Source organism: Nisaea sediminum (assembly GCF_014904705.1).
Classification (GTDB): domain Bacteria; phylum Pseudomonadota; class Alphaproteobacteria; order Thalassobaculales; family Thalassobaculaceae; genus Nisaea; species Nisaea sediminum.
Map to the genome: position 1 here is coordinate 926,771 of NZ_JACZCQ010000006.1, position 16,106 is coordinate 942,876.

General features: G+C 63.8%; 17 protein-coding genes. 5 read left to right on the top strand and 12 right to left on the bottom strand.

What is annotated here, in order from left to right:
• Positions 1–388 precede the first annotated feature (388 nt).
• From IG122_RS16475 to IG122_RS16490, 4 genes are all read left to right on the top strand, one after another.
• Positions 389–1,897, top strand: coding sequence for an MAC/perforin domain-containing protein (locus tag IG122_RS16475; RefSeq protein ID WP_193185829.1), 1,509 nt, complete (start codon positions 389–391; stop codon positions 1,895–1,897).
• Positions 1,898–1,946: 49 nt separating this feature from the next.
• Positions 1,947–2,243 (top strand): YciI family protein, encoded by a 297-nt coding sequence (locus IG122_RS16480; RefSeq protein ID WP_193185832.1) that lies wholly within the window; start codon positions 1,947–1,949, stop codon positions 2,241–2,243.
• Positions 2,244–2,991: 748 nt separating this feature from the next.
• On the top strand, positions 2,992–4,047 hold the full coding sequence (locus tag IG122_RS16485) for a Gfo/Idh/MocA family protein (RefSeq protein WP_193185835.1): 1,056 nt from the start codon (positions 2,992–2,994) through the stop codon (positions 4,045–4,047).
• A 421-nt stretch (positions 4,048–4,468) separates the two neighbouring features.
• Complete coding sequence (locus tag IG122_RS16490) at positions 4,469–4,918, top strand: winged helix-turn-helix transcriptional regulator (protein WP_193185839.1); 450 nt, start codon at positions 4,469–4,471, stop codon at positions 4,916–4,918.
• 225 nt (positions 4,919–5,143) lie between these two features.
• Here IG122_RS16490 and IG122_RS16495 read toward each other — a convergent pair whose 3' ends face one another.
• The 12 genes from IG122_RS16495 to IG122_RS16550 form a co-directional block, all read right to left on the bottom strand.
• Entirely contained in the window at positions 5,144–5,689 is a 546-nt protein-coding gene (locus IG122_RS16495) for an MAPEG family protein (protein WP_226893601.1), read from the bottom strand.
• Positions 5,690–5,782: 93 nt separating this feature from the next.
• Entirely contained in the window at positions 5,783–6,376 is a 594-nt protein-coding gene (locus tag IG122_RS16500) for a GNAT family N-acetyltransferase (RefSeq protein WP_193185842.1), read from the bottom strand.
• Positions 6,351–6,665 (bottom strand): type II toxin-antitoxin system TacA family antitoxin, encoded by a 315-nt coding sequence (locus IG122_RS16505; protein WP_193185845.1) that lies wholly within the window; start codon positions 6,663–6,665, stop codon positions 6,351–6,353. The genes IG122_RS16500 and IG122_RS16505 overlap by 26 nt, the downstream gene beginning before the upstream one ends.
• 221 nt (positions 6,666–6,886) lie before the next feature.
• On the bottom strand, positions 6,887–7,564 hold the full coding sequence (locus IG122_RS16510) for a fumarate hydratase C-terminal domain-containing protein (RefSeq protein ID WP_193185847.1): 678 nt from the start codon (positions 7,562–7,564) through the stop codon (positions 6,887–6,889).
• Positions 7,528–8,490, bottom strand: a complete 963-nt coding sequence (locus tag IG122_RS16515; RefSeq protein WP_193185850.1) for a fumarate hydratase — start codon at positions 8,488–8,490, stop codon at positions 7,528–7,530. Before IG122_RS16515 ends, IG122_RS16510 begins: the two co-directional genes overlap by 37 nt.
• Positions 8,491–8,604: 114 nt before the next feature.
• Entirely contained in the window at positions 8,605–9,891 is a 1,287-nt protein-coding gene (locus IG122_RS16520) for a DUF3422 family protein (protein WP_193185852.1), read from the bottom strand.
• An 86-nt stretch (positions 9,892–9,977) separates the two neighbouring features.
• A complete protein-coding gene (locus IG122_RS16525) occupies positions 9,978–11,732 on the bottom strand; it encodes an L-aspartate oxidase (RefSeq protein WP_193185855.1) in 1,755 nt (584 codons plus the stop codon).
• Entirely contained in the window at positions 11,729–12,070 is a 342-nt protein-coding gene (locus tag IG122_RS16530) for a succinate dehydrogenase (RefSeq protein ID WP_226893603.1), read from the bottom strand. The genes IG122_RS16525 and IG122_RS16530 overlap by 4 nt, the downstream gene beginning before the upstream one ends.
• The gene (locus IG122_RS16535; RefSeq protein ID WP_193185858.1) at positions 12,067–12,396 is read right to left on the bottom strand and encodes a succinate dehydrogenase; all 330 of its coding nucleotides are present in this window, start codon (positions 12,394–12,396) and stop codon (positions 12,067–12,069) included. Before IG122_RS16535 ends, IG122_RS16530 begins: the two co-directional genes overlap by 4 nt.
• The gene (locus IG122_RS16540; protein WP_226893604.1) at positions 12,396–13,130 is read right to left on the bottom strand and encodes a succinate dehydrogenase/fumarate reductase iron-sulfur subunit; all 735 of its coding nucleotides are present in this window, start codon (positions 13,128–13,130) and stop codon (positions 12,396–12,398) included. The genes IG122_RS16535 and IG122_RS16540 overlap by 1 nt, the downstream gene beginning before the upstream one ends.
• 106 nt (positions 13,131–13,236) lie before the next feature.
• Complete coding sequence (locus IG122_RS16545; RefSeq protein WP_226893605.1) at positions 13,237–14,664, bottom strand: amidohydrolase family protein; 1,428 nt, start codon at positions 14,662–14,664, stop codon at positions 13,237–13,239.
• A 66-nt stretch (positions 14,665–14,730) separates the two neighbouring features.
• Positions 14,731–14,937 carry a hypothetical protein gene (locus tag IG122_RS16550; RefSeq protein ID WP_193185860.1) on the bottom strand — a complete coding sequence of 69 codons (207 nt, stop codon included), beginning with the start codon at positions 14,935–14,937 and terminating at the stop codon, positions 14,731–14,733.
• A 196-nt stretch (positions 14,938–15,133) separates the two neighbouring features.
• On the opposite strand from IG122_RS16550, the gene IG122_RS16555 reads away from it, so the two are divergent.
• Positions 15,134–15,967 carry a nitroreductase family protein gene (locus IG122_RS16555; RefSeq protein WP_193185863.1) on the top strand — a complete coding sequence of 278 codons (834 nt, stop codon included), beginning with the start codon at positions 15,134–15,136 and terminating at the stop codon, positions 15,965–15,967.
• Positions 15,968–16,106: the final 139 nt, after the last annotated feature.

The following is a 16,106-nucleotide window of genomic DNA, read 5'->3' on the forward strand; positions in this document are numbered from 1 at the left end:
TTCAATCCCATCTCCCGTTCAGGTCGTCATCCCAGCAAATTTCGGCGGGATGGCGGCTGGGAGGTAAAATCCGCGCGAATTGCCCTTTCTTTTTCCGTTTCCGGATTGTGCCGGGCCGTCCGCTTGCGCGTTCTGCATATGTCGGTATTTCAACCGGCGCGGTGCCCGCACGCGACCCTGGGTGGGGGCAGCGCGTTGGTTCGCCTCTATTCACGATACATTTTAAAATAGAAAAACGTTCCGGTTCGTGGCGCGTGGTTGCATCGGCGTCGTCGTATTAAAGTATCCCCCTGCTCGGGACACGCGCCCGAAGGGCTTTTTCAAAGTCATGGATTGGGGTGATCGGAAAATGAGAAGGGTATTATTGAACGTGATTGCAGGGGCGCTGATGGCAGCGCCGTCTGTCGTCTCGGCACAGGTCACGACCGCTGGATGCAGCGCTGCACTGAACCCGGGCGAGGTCAGGAAATCGAGCAGCGCGGTTCACTTCGTTCCGGCGATCGAATTGAACTGCAATGGTACCTCGGAGCAGTGTCTGCCGGGAAACAAGATCCTGGGGACCGGCTACAACGCGGTTTACTCGACGCCTGTTGACGTCATCAACAATCAGGGCACCGGAAGACCGCCCCTTCCGTCACTCGTTACCCTGACCTGGCCAAGCTCGACGACATGTCCCGGCTGTTCGTTCTCGACAAGCTACAACACTTATCTGGTCCCGGAGGGGGTGACGGTGACCGACACGGCCCCGGGAGACCAGGCCGATATCCTCACCTCGAGCAGCTATACGTCGTATGGCGAATATTATGCCGCCAAACAGCTGTCCACATATGTCGGGGTTGAGTCCCCGTGGGTCAGCGGCTCTGTCGCGCTGAACGACGTTCGCACGTCTCTCGATTGCGAAGGAAAAACGGTGACCAGCACGCTGGAGCGGGTCACCGTCTACAATCTGACGCTGGAGGACAATCCGACGCTCGACCCGGAATTTCTCGAGGATATGCAGGCCTTACCGGCGGTCTACGAAGGCAACGAGAGCGATTACATCGACTTCATCGAAGATTACGGAACGCATTTCTACAAGTCGCTATGGCTCGGCGGCGTCCTCGCGGCGGAACTGGATATCGAGGCCAGCTACGCGAAAGGGAAAAGCTCCTCCCAGATCGAGGCCCAGGCGCAGGCTCAGTATTTCTCCGTCAGCGGTTCGAGCCAGGTGGACAGTTCGGAACGCACCATGTCCCAGCAATTCCAGGAGAGCGTCTCGCATCGGTATATGACGCTGGGCGGATCGCAGGCACTTCCCTTTCCGGGCGATCAGACCGAGCACGAGGCGGAATACGCGGCCTGGAAAACGGAAGTCCGCACGAACCCGGTTATCGCCAGGACCAGTGTGGAGCCGATCTGGGACCTCATCCCCGACTCCGTCGCGACGGCCAATCCGAATCTGGAGGCGAACCTGCAGAGCGGCGTTCAGGCATATCTGGTTCAGGAAATCGCCCGGCTCGGGATACTTCCGAACGCGCCGACGGCCGGCCCGATATGGGCCGGTGCAGGACATTACTGGTACTGCGGAAGAGAGGGGAACGCGCACACCTATGCTTACAGCTGCGTCGCCCAGCTGAATGGTGGGGCCGAGATCGAAAGTCCCTTGAGCCCGAGCACCCATGTTGAAAGTCCTCCGAACGACAGGGACTGCTGGGGGAACAGCATGGAGCTGCCGGTCTGTCCGGCGACGACCGTCTTCGGCCAGGAGATGACGGTGACGGGAATGCGGCTCTATCGGATGGACACGGGGGCGCCGCAATATGTCCGGCGAGGACCGGACACCGCCGCGGAGGTAACGGCATGCCTCACGACCTATGGCGGAGAGGTATGCTGGGTCGGCGATACGCTCGGCCCGTAAACGACGGGGGCCGGCCGTTTGTTCCGGGACCGGGAGGGAGGCGCTTCGAATGCCTTACGCCATCATTGCCCGCGACAAGCCCGGCGCCCTCGAGAAGCGGATGGAACACCGTCCGGCCCATGTCGAGTATCTGAAGTCGAAGATGGACCTGATCCTCTGCGGCGGCGCCACCCTCGGCGGCGCGGACGAGAGCATGGACGGCAGCCTGCTGATCCTCGATACCGAGGACCGCGCGGTGGCCGAGGATTTCGCGAAGAACGATCCCTTCGCCCTCAACGGCGTGTTCGAGACCGTGACCGTCATGCCGTGGCGCAAGACCATCTGGGACAAGGCCCTGCAGGGCTGACACACGATCGGGAAAGGGTGAGCAGGATAGCTCACCTTTTCCCGGCCAGGTTTTTGCTCCCTCGCTACCACCGCCTCGAGGCGGTGCCTGCGAAGCGCGGAACCGCTTTCTCCGAGAGTTATCTCCCGCATTCCGGTCGTCACCCCGGCGCAGGCCGGGGCCCAGAAGATCGAAGGGCCGTGCGCGTCGTCCCTGGGGCCCGTCCTTCGACGGGATGACGACAGGGATATGGATTGCGGGCTTACGCTTTTCGGCTGCCGGACCTGCCGCTTGGTCCCGTTCTGTCACCACAGTGTAGGACCGGCCGGGGCGATTCTTTCCGGAATATGTATCGCAACAGATCAACGGACGTCGCCAGAGGACGGATTCTCGGCCGCGCACCACTCACATTTTCTTTATTTTTCAATATATTAATGGCTGCCTAACGGGTCTGTAACGCGCAAATAACGCTCCTCGCCTCTAATGTCCCTCGCCAGCTGGATTTGGCGGCGCCGACAGAAGGAACGGCTTGTATTTGAGAGGAGCAGCGCGAATTTGCTGCGAACACATTCTCAGAAGCAAATTTTCACGAGAGTCATATTTTCGGGCCATGCGTCGTCCGCGCGTCGCATGGCCCTTTTACTATTCTGAAGATCCCGGTCACGCCCTCACGCCTCCCCTCATCGGGGGACGGGCATGGACGGCGGTCCTCTAATCCCCCACTCTCTTGGCGAAGCGGCCGGAACAAGGCCATGCGGGGGAGGATGAAATGGCGAAATACAGGATCGCGGTTGCGGGAGCCGGCGTCATCGGGCGGGAGCACTGCAAGCTGATCGCGGCCCATCCGGACGTCGCACTGGCGGGCATCGCCGACCCGGACCCGGCGGCGCCGGCCTATGCGGCAAGCCTCGGCACTCCGCATTTCCCCGATCTGGAGACCATGCTGGATGCGACCGGGCCGGACGGTGCAATCGTCGCCCTGCCAACCGGCCTGCACAAATCCGCCGGCCTCGCCTGTATCGAGCGCGGTATCCCGAGCCTGATGGAGAAGCCGGTCGCGGCGACGCTCGCGGACGCGTTCGAACTGGCGCGGGCGAGCAAGGCCGCCGGCATTCCCGTTCTCGTCGGCCATCACCGGCGCCACAGCCCCGATATCGGGCTGGCCCGCGAGACCGTGGCGAGCGGCAGGCTCGGCCGCATCGTGACGGTGAGCGGCATGTGGTGGGTCGACAAGCCGGAGAGCTATTTCGACGTCGCCTGGCGGCGCCAGGAGGGCGGCGGCACGCTGCTCATCAACCTGATCCATGATATCGACTGCATGCGCTTCATTCTCGGCGAGATAAGCCGGGTCAGCGCCTTCACCTCTAACGCGGTGCGCGGCCTCGCCGTGGAGGATACGGCGAGCGTTTCCTTCGAGTTCGAGAGCGGCGTGCTCGGCGGCTTCACCATCAGCGACGCCGTCGCCTCGCCCTACAGCTGGGAGCGCGCCTCGGGCCAGGCGCTCTACTTCCCGCACCAGCCGGAAAACTACCTCTTCATCGGCGGCCGCGACGGAGCGCTCGAGGTGCCGACGATGGAACACTGGCACCACGGGCCCGGCGGCGGCGACTGGCAGAACGACCTCGTCCGCGAGACCCTGCCGCTCGACGGCAGCCGGACCTACGAGAACCAGCTCGCGCATTTCCTGAAGGTGATCGATGGCGCCGAGCCGCCGGTCATCGACGCCGAGGACGGCGCCCGGACGCTCGCCGTGCTGCTCGCGGTGAAGACGGCGGCAAAGGAGGGCCGGGTGGTCGACGTCGCGGAGATGCTGGAGGGACTGTAGGGGACGGCTGAGCTCACGCTCTCTACAATCGTCATCCCGGACCCCGATCCGGGATCCACTCTCCGGCGTGTCACTCCCGTAGCCAGTGGATCCTGACGTCCGTCGGGATGACGGGTTATAAACCGTGTCTCTTCAAATCCTTTCCCATCGGGTCCCGCCACCCGTCGACATGGTCGGGGGACAGCGCTGCCGGAGGCCGGGAGCGGAGGGACCGGAGCATGTCGAGCGCCCCTGCCGCCGACGCGCCCCGGACCCTGAGGCGCTGTTCGAACGTCGTCTCGATATGTTCCGGACTGGATGATCGGTCGTCCATGTCGGGCACTCCCGTTGCTGCGGCGAAGAAAATAACTTGTCTTTTGCAAGTGAAATTCAGATAGGCAGATAACTTGTTTTTTGCAAGTTATTTTCCTAGATTGGACCCATGGAAAACACGAACAAGCTCCGCACGAGCGGATGTCCGGTCGCCTTCGGTCTCGATATTTTCGGGGATCGCTGGAGCCTGCTGATCATCCGCGACATGATGCTGCACGGAAAGAAGACCTACGGGGACTTCCTCGAAGGAGGCGAGGGGATCTCGACCAACATCCTCGCCGCCCGCCTGAAGCAGCTCGAGGCCCAGGGGATCGTCGAGAAGTCACGCGACCCGGACAGCGGCCGCAGCTATCTCTATCACCTGACGGACAAGGGCCGCGATCTGGCCCCGGTCCTGTTCGACATCATTCTCTGGAGCGGCAAATACGACGCGCGGCCGTTCGCCCGCAAGGGCGTGCTGAAGAGACTGAAGGACGACCGGCCGGGTATGGAGGCGAAGGTGCTCTCCGGTGAGCTCGATCCGATGCCGCGCACGCCGGTGAAAGCCGTGCAGGACTGAGCCGCGACTGAGCGAAGCTTCGCCGGACCCGCGAAAGCCGGAAGGGTGCAGCGGACGCTTTCCGCTCCCGTTTCTCAATGCTCCTCAACATCGTCATCCCGGACTCCGATCCGGGATCCACTCTTCGATGCGTCCCACCCGTCGCCAGTGGATCCCGACTTGCGTCGGGATGACGGTTGCGGGGCGTGTTCCGCATTGAGAGACGTGTTCCCGTAACTCGCTGTGTCAGACGCCGCTTGCGGCGCTCCGGAGCAGGCAGGCAAGGGCGCCGAGGGTGAGCAGCACGGTCGGGTAGAAGGTGAGCGCGAAGCCGAAGGCCCGCGCCGGCGCGCCGCCCTTGTAGCCCGCGACGAACAGCACCCGCCCGGCGACGAATATCAGCACCGCCGCCGGCACCGCACCATGCCAGGCGGTGGGCGTCGCGGCGGTCCAGACCAGATGCGCGATCACCGCGATCACAGACTGCTCCAGCGTGTTCTGCAACAGCGCCTGCAGCATGTGCGCCCGCCCGGTCCCGGAGGTCCGCCCGCTGCCGTCGATATCGGCCGGCGTGAAGAAGCGGTGCCGCGCCAGATTGCCGATGGTGGCGATCAGGCAGAGTAGGACGAGCGCATCCCATTTCAGCGTCAGGGCGAGCCGGAGCGCGAGATCTGCGGGGGCGGCGAAGACAGACGGCGGCCAGAGCACGGACGCCCCGAGGACGATCGCCGCGACGGCCAGGGCCGCCAGCATGTTGCGGAGCACGCCGCGCTGCTTGAGATCAAGAACCATAGCATAGAATAGCATGTCAGACTGGAGATGGTTAAAGCGTTTCGTGCCGCCACTCTCTGTCCGCCATGTTTTCGATATTGATTCGCAGAGACGTTAGATTAGGCCCGCTGCTGCGAGCGAGGCCCGTACGGCTTTAATGCTTATCATAAGTCGTTTCGGGTCATCTAAGGTCGGCTCAAAGCCCATATTTTGGTAGAAGTTCAACCTTCGACGGATCGTTTCTTCGTCATCTTGGGCGTCGACTAGAACATCTAACACGATAGCGGCTGTACCGACGTCGGCTGAACGGCGTGCCACTCGATTCATTGCATCAATGAGGAGACCTGTTCCAATACCTTTCCCCTGATGGGCTTTGTCTACGCCAATCATCGAAAGGAAGACACATGGTATGTTGCCATGATTGGGAGCGTTCCGCGCGATCCCAATAGGTACGATTTTTTGAGAAACTGAGTGAGAGCTTAACGCGTAGAAACCAATTACTTTTTCTGAGTCTGGCTCAGTAACAACAAAAATCTTTGCGTGATCATTGAGGTCGTGCTTTTTGGCGGTCAACTTTAAGTAGTTGTCAATGCTTCGAATCCCAGACGAGAAAGCCGCTCGATCATGTTTCCGATGATCGAGCGGCTTTACGTAAGGCTCGTTAGATTCGGCGTTGCCGGTATCATTCGCCGTTGAATTGTCTGCCATAACGTTTCATAGCCTCAACGAGCGCCGGTATGGGTTCTGCGGGGCGGTCTAGCATCGCTAGAAATTGCGCATAACCCTTTTCCGACATTACTGTTTGCTCATGATCGGAGATCACTTCTCTGGCGCGATCATAAGCGGCACTCACTACGAATGCGGATTTATCGACGCCCTGCAACCTTGCAGCTCTGTCGATGACGTCATTAGTTGTCGATGTTGTTCGGATTGTTAATCTTGCAGATTTGACCTCCTTATGCGCCACTGAACCCTCATCCAGCTTTGCGGTACCCATTTCGCTTTCTCCACTACCTCATCTACAAGCGATCTTGTACGTCGCGTTGCTACATAATGTACGTCTGATCGACGTACATTACAACGTTCATGATGATATATTTGCTTCGTCACATGATGTAGGTGCAAGCGGCCTAGGTTGCGTCGATATGTTGATCGGTCGCGAATTGATGCTCGAGTTACCTAAGCTTCGCTTGGAAATTAAGAGCTGATATATTTCACCTAAATCAACTCCTGCTCCCGATCATCCGTCTCCCCGTACCTCTGCAGCGACGGTTTCTTCAGCCCCTCGTAGAGCTTCTCGATCCCGGCATTGATCTCGCGGTTGTTGCGCTCGAAGAGCGAGTTGCCGGCGAGATCGCTCTCGACCAGCAGGGGGCCGAACTTCTCCACCTCGAGCACCCACATCGCCTGGGCGATGCCGAGCTCGTCGAGCCAGTGCGCCGCCCTCACGTTCTTGATCCCGCGTCCCAGGAGCGCGCCGGTGCCGTAGCCGACGGTGGTGAGATAGACCGCGCCGGCGGGCACGAAGAGGGTCCGGTAATCCTCCTCCGACATGCCGCCCTTGCCGACGATGAGCTTCGCGCCGGAGGCGGCGAACCAGTCCTTCATCCATTTCGAGAAACGGAAGCTGGCGGTGGCGGTGACGGCGCTGACCTTCAGGCTGCCGTCCTCCTGCTGCGCTGCGGCGGGGGAGCAGTGGAAATTGACGTTGCCGATCTCCGCGAAAGGGGCGGGCGGGGCCTCGCCATTCTCGAGCACCTTCTTGTAGACGCCCTCGCGCGCCGTATAGATCAGTCCGTCGAGATAGACCACGTCGCCGAGTTCGAGCGTGGCCAGATCCGCGTCCGTGACCGGGGTCTTCAGGCGGACCGTTTTGCGCTCGCGGGCATTTCCCATGAGACCGTCTCCCGTCGCATATAGGGGGTGAACCAGTTCGGGTCGGTGCGGAACTCGGCCCGCCCGTCGGCATGCAGGCGCACGGTCGCGCGGCGCGAGGAGAGGCAGAAGGCGTGCAGGCTCATCGGCATGCCGCCGGTATGGGTGTAGCCGACCTCGATATGGCAATCGACCACCATGCTCTTGCCGACGAAGCCCATCGCGCCCATGCCGATGCTGTTGCCGAGTTCCTGCAGCTCCAGCTCCAGTTCGGCGATCTTCGGGTCCGGGTTGCGGTCGCCGACGGTGCGGAGGCACGCGGCCTGCTTGCCGAGCACCATGCAGGTATCCTTGGAGCCGCCGAGCCCGACGCCGACGATCGCCGGCTGGCAGGCGAGACCGCGCTTGCCGAAGGCGATCATGCCGTCGAGGAAGAAGCGCTTGATGCCGTCGATCCCGTCGCCGGGGAAGAGCATCCGGTAGTCGGTGCCGAAGAGGCCGCCCTTGTGCACCGTGGTGATGTCGACCCAGTCGGCGTCCGGCTCGAAGCTGTATTCGATCTCGGGCGCGTTGATGCCGACATTGTTGTTGTGGTCGGTACGCCAGAGCGGATGGACCCGGTTCGGGCGGAGCGGAATGTCGTGGGTGGCGCGGGCGGTGGCGCTCCGGAGCGCCTCTTCCAGCGCGATGAAGCCGCCCTCCAGCTTCGCCTCGTTGCCCGCCTTCACGTAGTAGCGCGGCACGCCGGTATCGGCGCACATCGGGCGGCGGTCTTCCTTCGCTGCCTCGTAATTCTCCAGCATGGCCTCGAGCACGAAGGCGGAGAGATCTCCATCTTCGGCGGAGGCCATTTTCTTTATGCCCGCGAGATAATCGTCCGGAATGTCGATCCCGGCCTTGAACATGATCTCGTAGGCAGCCTGTTCGACTGCTTCTTTTGCGATCACCGGCGCTCCTCCCTGATGCACGAGGCCTGGCTGGGGAGAAGCCTAGCTGCTTTCCGGAGCGGTGGGGAAGGGGAGATCCGGAAACGGAGCCGTGCCGGGAGGGGCGCGGAAGCGCTATTTCCCGTCCGGCTTCTTCAGCGCGCGGCGCGTGAGCCGGTGCAGGAAGAACCAGAGCGCGACGACGAGCACCGGCAACAGGGCGGCCGAAGCGACGGTCGGATCGACAGAGACCAGCTTCGCCTTCACCATGCCTTCGAGCAGGTATTTCAGCAGGCTGACCGCGTAATAGCTGATCGCCACCACCGAGAGCCCCTCGACCGTGCGCTGGATCGCGAGCGACTGGGCGGCGCGGCGGTTCATGCTGTCGAGCAGGTCGCGGTTCTGCCGCTCGACCTTCACCTCGATCCCGGTGCGCAGCAGGCTGGAAAGCCGGGAGGCGCGTTTCGAGATCGCCTCCTGGCGGCTCTGCACCGACCAGCAGGTGCGGAGCGCCGGGTCGATCCGGCGCATCAGATAGTCGAAGAGGTGGATATATCCGTTGAAGCTGATCGCGCCGAGCTGGCGCAACCGGCTCTCGACGATCTCGAAATAGGCCGTGCTGGCGCGGTAGCGATAGCTCGAATCCGCGATGATGGTCTCGAGCTCGGCCGAGAGCTGGGCCAGCGGGTCGAGCAGGCTCTCGTCCGAGCGTTCGGGGTCGGCCTCGGCCAGCTCGGCGGCGATCTTCGCGAGACCGCGTTCGATCCGCTCCAGCTTCGGGCTGGAGGCGCGGGCGATCGGCAGGGAAAGCAGGGCGAGCCGCCAGTAGGTCGCAAGCTCCAGCACCCGCTGCACGGTCTGGCCGAGCAGTTCGGGCCCGAGGTCGCCGGCGCGCAGATACATCCGGTCGAAGCCGTCGTCATGGGTGCGCAGGTCGCCGTAGATCTCGACCCGCTCCTTCTCCATCAGATTGGCGAAGACCTCGTTGCCGTCGAACCAGCGCGAGAGCCGGTTGGCGTCGAGCGGCGCATCCACACCGTCGGAGACGGCGAGATGCACGGCGACCAGGACGTCGCCGAATTTGGCCTCCTTCCACTCGGCGGGCAGAAGGTTGAAGACGGTCTCCTCGAAGGGCGCGTCGAAGCTCTCGGAGCGCAGGAAGGTGTAGGTCGAGAATTCGGTATGGCGCTCCCATTTCACCGTGAAGGGGCCGAGATTGGCGGTGAAATGCTTCATCTCCGCCGAGGGTTCGGCCTTGCCGTACTTGCGGCAGAGCGCGACCAGATCCCGGAAATCCTCTTCGCCGCCGTGCTCGCCGGTGCCGAAGGCGAGGTGGCTGATGCGCAGGGGCGCTTTCGCCGGCCGGATCGGGCGGGCGTGCAGTTCCAGCGTCAGCAGATCCCGTTCGGGATGAAATTTCACGTCTCTTGCCCTCCATCGGAGCAGGGGCGGTCCCAATCACCTTTACTGTGTCACGCCGCCTCCCCCAATGAGGCACCTTGCCGCGCTTACTCGGCTGCGGTGGGTGGCGCCCCCGCCTCGTCGTCGATCAGCGACTGGCCGGGCGCGATGATCGAGAACTCGACCGGCACCATTTCCAGCGTCAGCCCGGCGTCGGACTGGGTGACGCGCGTGAAGCGGGTCTCCTCCAGCGATCCGGTGTCCGGGAAGTCCTCGCGGTAATGTGCGCCGCGGCTGTCCTCACGGGCGAGCGCCGCCGACGCGATGACCGCGCTGATGTCGATCTGGCTCTCAAGGTTCATCCAGTCGTGCCAGGTGAGGTTGAAGCTGCGGTCGCCGTCGGCGAGCCCGGTTTCGTGCAGTTCCGCGCGGAGATCGCCGAGACCGGTCATGGCGTCGGAAAGCCCCTCCCGGTCACGCAGGATACCGACCTTGTCCCACATCAGCCTCCAGAGCCGCTCGCGGAGATGGGAGAGATCCCCGCCGTTCGCGGCAAAGGGCCGTTCGGCACGGTCGAGCCCGGCCTCGATCGCGTTCGGATCCGCATCCTTCCAGCTTGCGCCCGCGTGCACGAAAGCCGCCATGCTCTCGCCCGCGACGCCGCCGAAGACGGTGGAGTTGGCGACCCCGTTGCCGCCGAGCCGGTTGGCGCCGTGCACCCCGCCGCAATCCTCGCCCGCGGCGAAGAGGCCGGGCAGCGCGGTCGCGCAATCGAGCTCGAACTCGACGCCGCCCATCATGTAATGCGCCGTCGGCACCACCTCGACGCGACCGCCCGCGAGGTCGAAGCCGCAATCGGCGCAGCGCTCCACCATGCCCTTGAAGCGTTTCGCCACGTTCTCCGGCCCGAGATGCGCCATCTCGATATAGACCCCGCCGTTCGGTGTCGTCCGTCCGTCGCGCATCTCGGCATAGATCGCGCGGCTGACAATGTCGCGCGTCGCCCGCTCGCCGTGCGCATGGTAGCGGGCCATGAAACGCTCGCCGTCGCCGTTGAGGAGATAGCCGCCGGCGCCGCGCAGCCCTTCCTCCAGCACCGTGCCGGTCATCCGCGTGTCGGTCCCGGCAAGCAGGCCGGTCGGGTGGAACTGCACCATCTCCATGTCGCGCAGCGGCAGCCCCCGGCGGAGCGCCATGCCCATGCCGTCGCAGGCCTTGTCGCCGGAGGGCGTGTGATAAAGATACATGGTCGGCCCGCCGCCGCTCGCGAGCAGTACGGCCTTGGCCTCGACATAACGGTATCCGCCGGTCCGCATGTCGATCAGCAACACGCCGGCGATGCCGCTGCCGTCGCGCGCCGGAACCAGCTCGATGGCGCGGTGCTCTTCCAGCTTGTTCACGCCGCGGGCCCAGACCTGCTCCATCAGCCGGTTGACGATTTCGATGCCGGTGAGGTCGCCCTTGTGCACGGTGCGGTCGAAGCTCTGCCCGGCGAAGGCCTTCTGGTGCAGCGAGCCGTCCGGGTTGCGATCGAAGAAACAGCCGAGCTCGTTCTCCAGCTCGTGGATCCGTTCGACCGCCTTCTCCACCAGCTTCCAGGCAAGATCCTGGCGCGGCAGCCACTTGCCGCCGACGATGGTGTCCATGAAATGCCGTTCGACGCTGTCTCCCGGCGCGAGCGCAACGTTGTAGCCACCCTGCACCATGCGGGTGCAGCCGCATTTGCCGATCAGGCCCTTCACCGCGATGGTGACGTCGAGCTCCGGGTCGGCCTGCAGCGCGTGCAGGGCCGCCATCAGCCCGGCGCCGCCGGAGCCGATGATCAGGATGTCGGTGCGCAGGGTTTCGATGTCGCGGCTCATGAGACCATGATCCAGAACAGGAGACCGGCGGCGAGCGAGGCACCGGCGCCGAGGGAGATGAGGATTTTCAGCGGGTCGCGCCAAGGCAGGAACTCCAGCGCCAGAACCCGCAGCCCGAAGCCGAGATGCAGGGTGAGCAGCATGACGAGGCCCCATTCCGCAATCTTGACCAGCGGCCGGTCGGTCCAGGCGAGCATGCCGTCGAGCGCCGCATCGCCGTCGAGCGCGAGGCCGAGCACGAGGAAATGCGCCGGCAGGAAGAGCGCGAGGGCAAGACCGGAGAGCCGGTGCCCGAGCGCCGCCCACCAGCCGGGGTGATTGCGCGATGCCCGGATCATGCCGTCACCGCCCAGACGGCGCGAAGCCCGAGTCCCAGCAGCAGCAATGCGAAGGCGCTGGTTGCGAGATCGAGGGAGCGGCCTTTCCATCCCGTCCATTCGCGCAGGACATTGCGCAGGCCAATCGGCGCATGCAGCGCCGCGGCGAGGACGAAGAGGCCGTAGAAACCGGCCCAGAAGAGGCTGCCCTTGGTGCGGCCGAGGATCTCGCCCGCCGAGAGCCCGCCCTCGATGGCGTAGAGGATGAGTCCGAGATGCACCAGCACCAGCGGCGCGAGCAGCATCGCGCTTGCCCGCTGCAGGAGATAGAGCCGCGCCTCCAGCATCAGAGCTCTCCCCGCATCAGCGCGGCGAGGGTCATGCGCTTCAGTCCGGCGATCCCGGCGGTCGGATTGATCCCGACCGGGCAATGCTCGACGCAGCTTCCGTGGCTGTGACAGCTGTGGCAGCCGCCGCTCTTCGAGACCGCGCGCAGCACACTAGACTTGTCTGCGTCGCGCTCGTCATTGGCGAGCGTCCAGGCCCGGTTGAGGGCGGCGGGACCGAGATAGCTCTCGTCCCAGCCGACGACGTCGCAGGCGGCGTAGCAGACCGCGCAATTGATGCATTCGATCCCGGCATTGGCCGCGGCGCGCGCCGGGCTTTCCGGAGAGACCGGCGCCATCGGCTCGTGCCTTGTCCGCGTCGGTTCGTGCCGTCCGCGGGCGTCCGCCCATTTCTCGAAGAAGGGCGCCATGTCGGTCGCGAGATCCTTGATCTTCGGCAGGTTGGCGAGCGGTTCGATCCGGAGCCTTCCGCCCTCGGCGACCTTCGCCACATGGGTCCGGCAGGTCCAGCGTGGCCTGCCGTTCACCTGCATAGCGCAGGAGCCGCACATCCCGACCCGGCAGGCGAAACGGTAGGCGAGCGCGGGCTCGGCGTTCCGCTGCACCCAGGTCACCACGTCCAGCACGGTCTGGCTTGCCTGGCGAGGCACACGATAGGTCCGGAGCGCGCCCTCCTCGGCCCCGCGCCAGATTTCGACCTCCAGCATTTCCTCCGTATCGGCGGTGTCTTGCATGCCACCACTCCTTTTTCTCGAAAGCGAGTGTGGCGCCTATTCGGGACGGCGGAAAGGGGCGGGCGTGGAAAAAGTCCGGTTCGCTGGCAGAGGCTAGCTGTAGCGGCTAGCTATAGCGACTTTGGCCCCAGAAGCCGGGCCGGGCTTCCAGAAGATGCTGCAAGCCGGTGCGCTCCAGCGCTTTCGCGATGGCCGCGTCTGCGGCGTCCAGCACCGCGTCCTCGTCGAGGCTCAGCACCTTTCGACCGCGCATCAGGATGCGGCCGTCGACGATGGTGGTGTCGATATCGGCGGCGTTGGCGAAATAGATTGCCCGGTGCAGAGGCATGTTCGCCGGAACCAGATGCGGCTTCCTGAGATCGAGCAGCACGATGTCGGCCTTCTTGCCCGGCTCGAGCGAGCCGATCTCGGCCTCCATGCCGATCGCCTTCGCCGCGTCGATGGTGATCATTTCCAGCGCCTTGCCCGGCGGCAGGATCTGGTCGTCGCGGAAATGACGGCGGTGGTAATGCATCGCCTGCTGCATGTGACGGAACATGTCGCCGGAACGATCCGGCGCGGGCGCGTCCGAGCCGAGGGCGACGGTGACGCCGAGATCGATAAGCTCCGGCGCCGGACAGCGGCCGCGCACCGAGGCGATGGCGGAGGGATTGTGCACGACGCTGGCTCCGCTTTCGCGAAGGGCGGCGATATCCGCTTCCGTCAGGTTGGTGCAGTGGGAGAGATAGGCGTCCGGCCCGAGAATGCCCTGCTCCCGGTGGGCATAGGCGATGCTGCCCTCGCGGTGGCCGTCCTGGGTGAAGCGCAGCCCGAGGTCGCGCGAAAGGGCGCGGACCTGGCGGGCGTGGTCGGTGACAAGGCCCGGCGTCACGCCGTCGGGCAGCGCGGCGCCCTCGTGGCTGACCGGATAGGTCAGGGCGACCGAAAGCCGCCCTTCGGCGGCGCCGTTCCATTTTCGGGCGATTTCCCGGCTGACCTCAAGCTGGCGCTCGAAGGAGATCTCTTCATCCGTGCCGCTGCCGTCCCAATCCTTGTATAGCCAGGGAAAGGGCGGCCGGTTGCAGCCGACCGCGACGACGGCGCGGGTGCCGGCCTCCCCGATCGCACCGCAATGGGCGTCGGCATGGCGTGGGTCGTCGGTCCGGCTGATGCTGTCGCCGCCGCCGAGCATGGACACACCGGTGGTGACCCCGGCGCGGATCCGCTCTAATGCGAAGAGCGCGGCGTCGGCGCGCCAGAATTCGGCGTCCGAACCGCGTGTGTAGAGATGTCTGCAGGCGTCGAACCAGCCTTGGCCGTCATCGCTCGCGAGCGTCTTGACCAGGGCATGGCCGGCATGGGCATGGGCGTCGATCAGGCCGGGCAGGACGAGCATGCCTGTGGCATTGATCCGTTCCGCGCCGTCGGCCCGCATCCCGCTTTCACCGACAGCGGCGATGCGTCCGTTTTGCACATGCACGGCGCCGCGGTCGATAACGCGGCGCTCGCCGTCCATGGTGACGACGGTGCCGCCCTCGATCAGGAAATTCTGCAATGTCGTTCCGCCGTCAAAACAACCTGTAGTTAGGTCGGAAAAGCGTTCGCTCCGACCGTCGTGGCATTATGTTCGGTTGGCGTTCCACAACACATAGAAAAGATCCTGGCCCAGCGGATGATCGGGGCAGGAATCTTCCGGCGAGCCGTTGTCAGAGGCATCGGAGATAGCGGGCAGACTTTCGGAAACTTGAAATTTTTCAAGTTCCTGCATGCCCAGGCGCTGCAGAATGGAAACGCGGTTTCGTTTCTCGAAATCCGGCTGATTCGACACCTTGTTTCTCCCTGCGTGCAATGTGACTTTATGCACGCCAGAGTGAATTCGTCATCAAAGTGCCGGTTGAGTCAACCCGCGGCTCGTGCCCTGTGAACCTTCCCGGGCGACACCAGCGGTTGCAGCGCTGGTGGTTGCGGACCGCGGTGCGCCGCGCCTACTCTCGCTACGGCAAAGCTTCAGGGACATTAGAACGATGAAATCGCTCGCCGATCTGATTGAAGACCGTTTCGGACTGAAAACCGGGGCCGGAGCCGATATGCCGGCGGAGGGGGAACTGGCGAACATCCTCTCGCACCGCTCGCACCGGCGGTTCAAGCCCGATCCCGTGGCAGACGATCTGCTCGAAGTTCTGCTTTCGGCAGCCTTTTCCGCGCCGGCCAAGTCGGACCTGCAGCAGTCGGGAATCGTCATTGTCCGGGACCCGGAGAAGCGCAGGACGATCGAGGCGCTGATGCCGGAAATGCCATGGATCGCCGAGGCCCCGGTCTTCCTGGTTTTCCTGGGCGACAACCGGCGCATCCGGCGTGTTTCCGAACTGCGCGGCAAACCCTTCGGCAACGATCACCTGGACTCCGTCCTCAATGCCGCGGTCGATGCCGGGCTGGTGCTGATGAACTTCATCCGGGCGGCGGAGGCCGTCGGGCTCGGCTGCTGCCCGATCAGCGTCGTGCGCAACCATATCGAGACCGTCTCGGAGCTGCTGGAGCTGCCGGATCACGTCTTTCCGCTTTGCGGATTCTGCCTCGGCTGGCCGGCGGGTGCCGGACATGTCAGCCTCCGTTTGCCGCCCCGCGTGTTGGTTCATACCGACCGCTATGACGACAGCGGGTTGGAAGCCGAGATCGACGGCTATGATGCAAGACGCAGCGCGCGCTACCGTATTCCGGATGAGAAGCAGAGATTGGTTGGTGAATACGGGCTGGCGCAAGATTACGGATGGTCGGAAGATAAAGCGCGGCAAGTTTCCAAACCGGAACGCACCCAGCTCGCCAAATACTTACGCGATCAAGGATTCAAACTTGAGTGATCGAGCTCTTCGCAATCGCGCCTTTTGGAAAAAGGGCTGGCGCTGACCCGGCGGATTTTCTAACGTTTTTCCGGACAGGGAGAGCGCGCCGCCAAAAAAACAAAAAATGCGGTTCGGGCATGGGCCTGCGGTCTCCCTG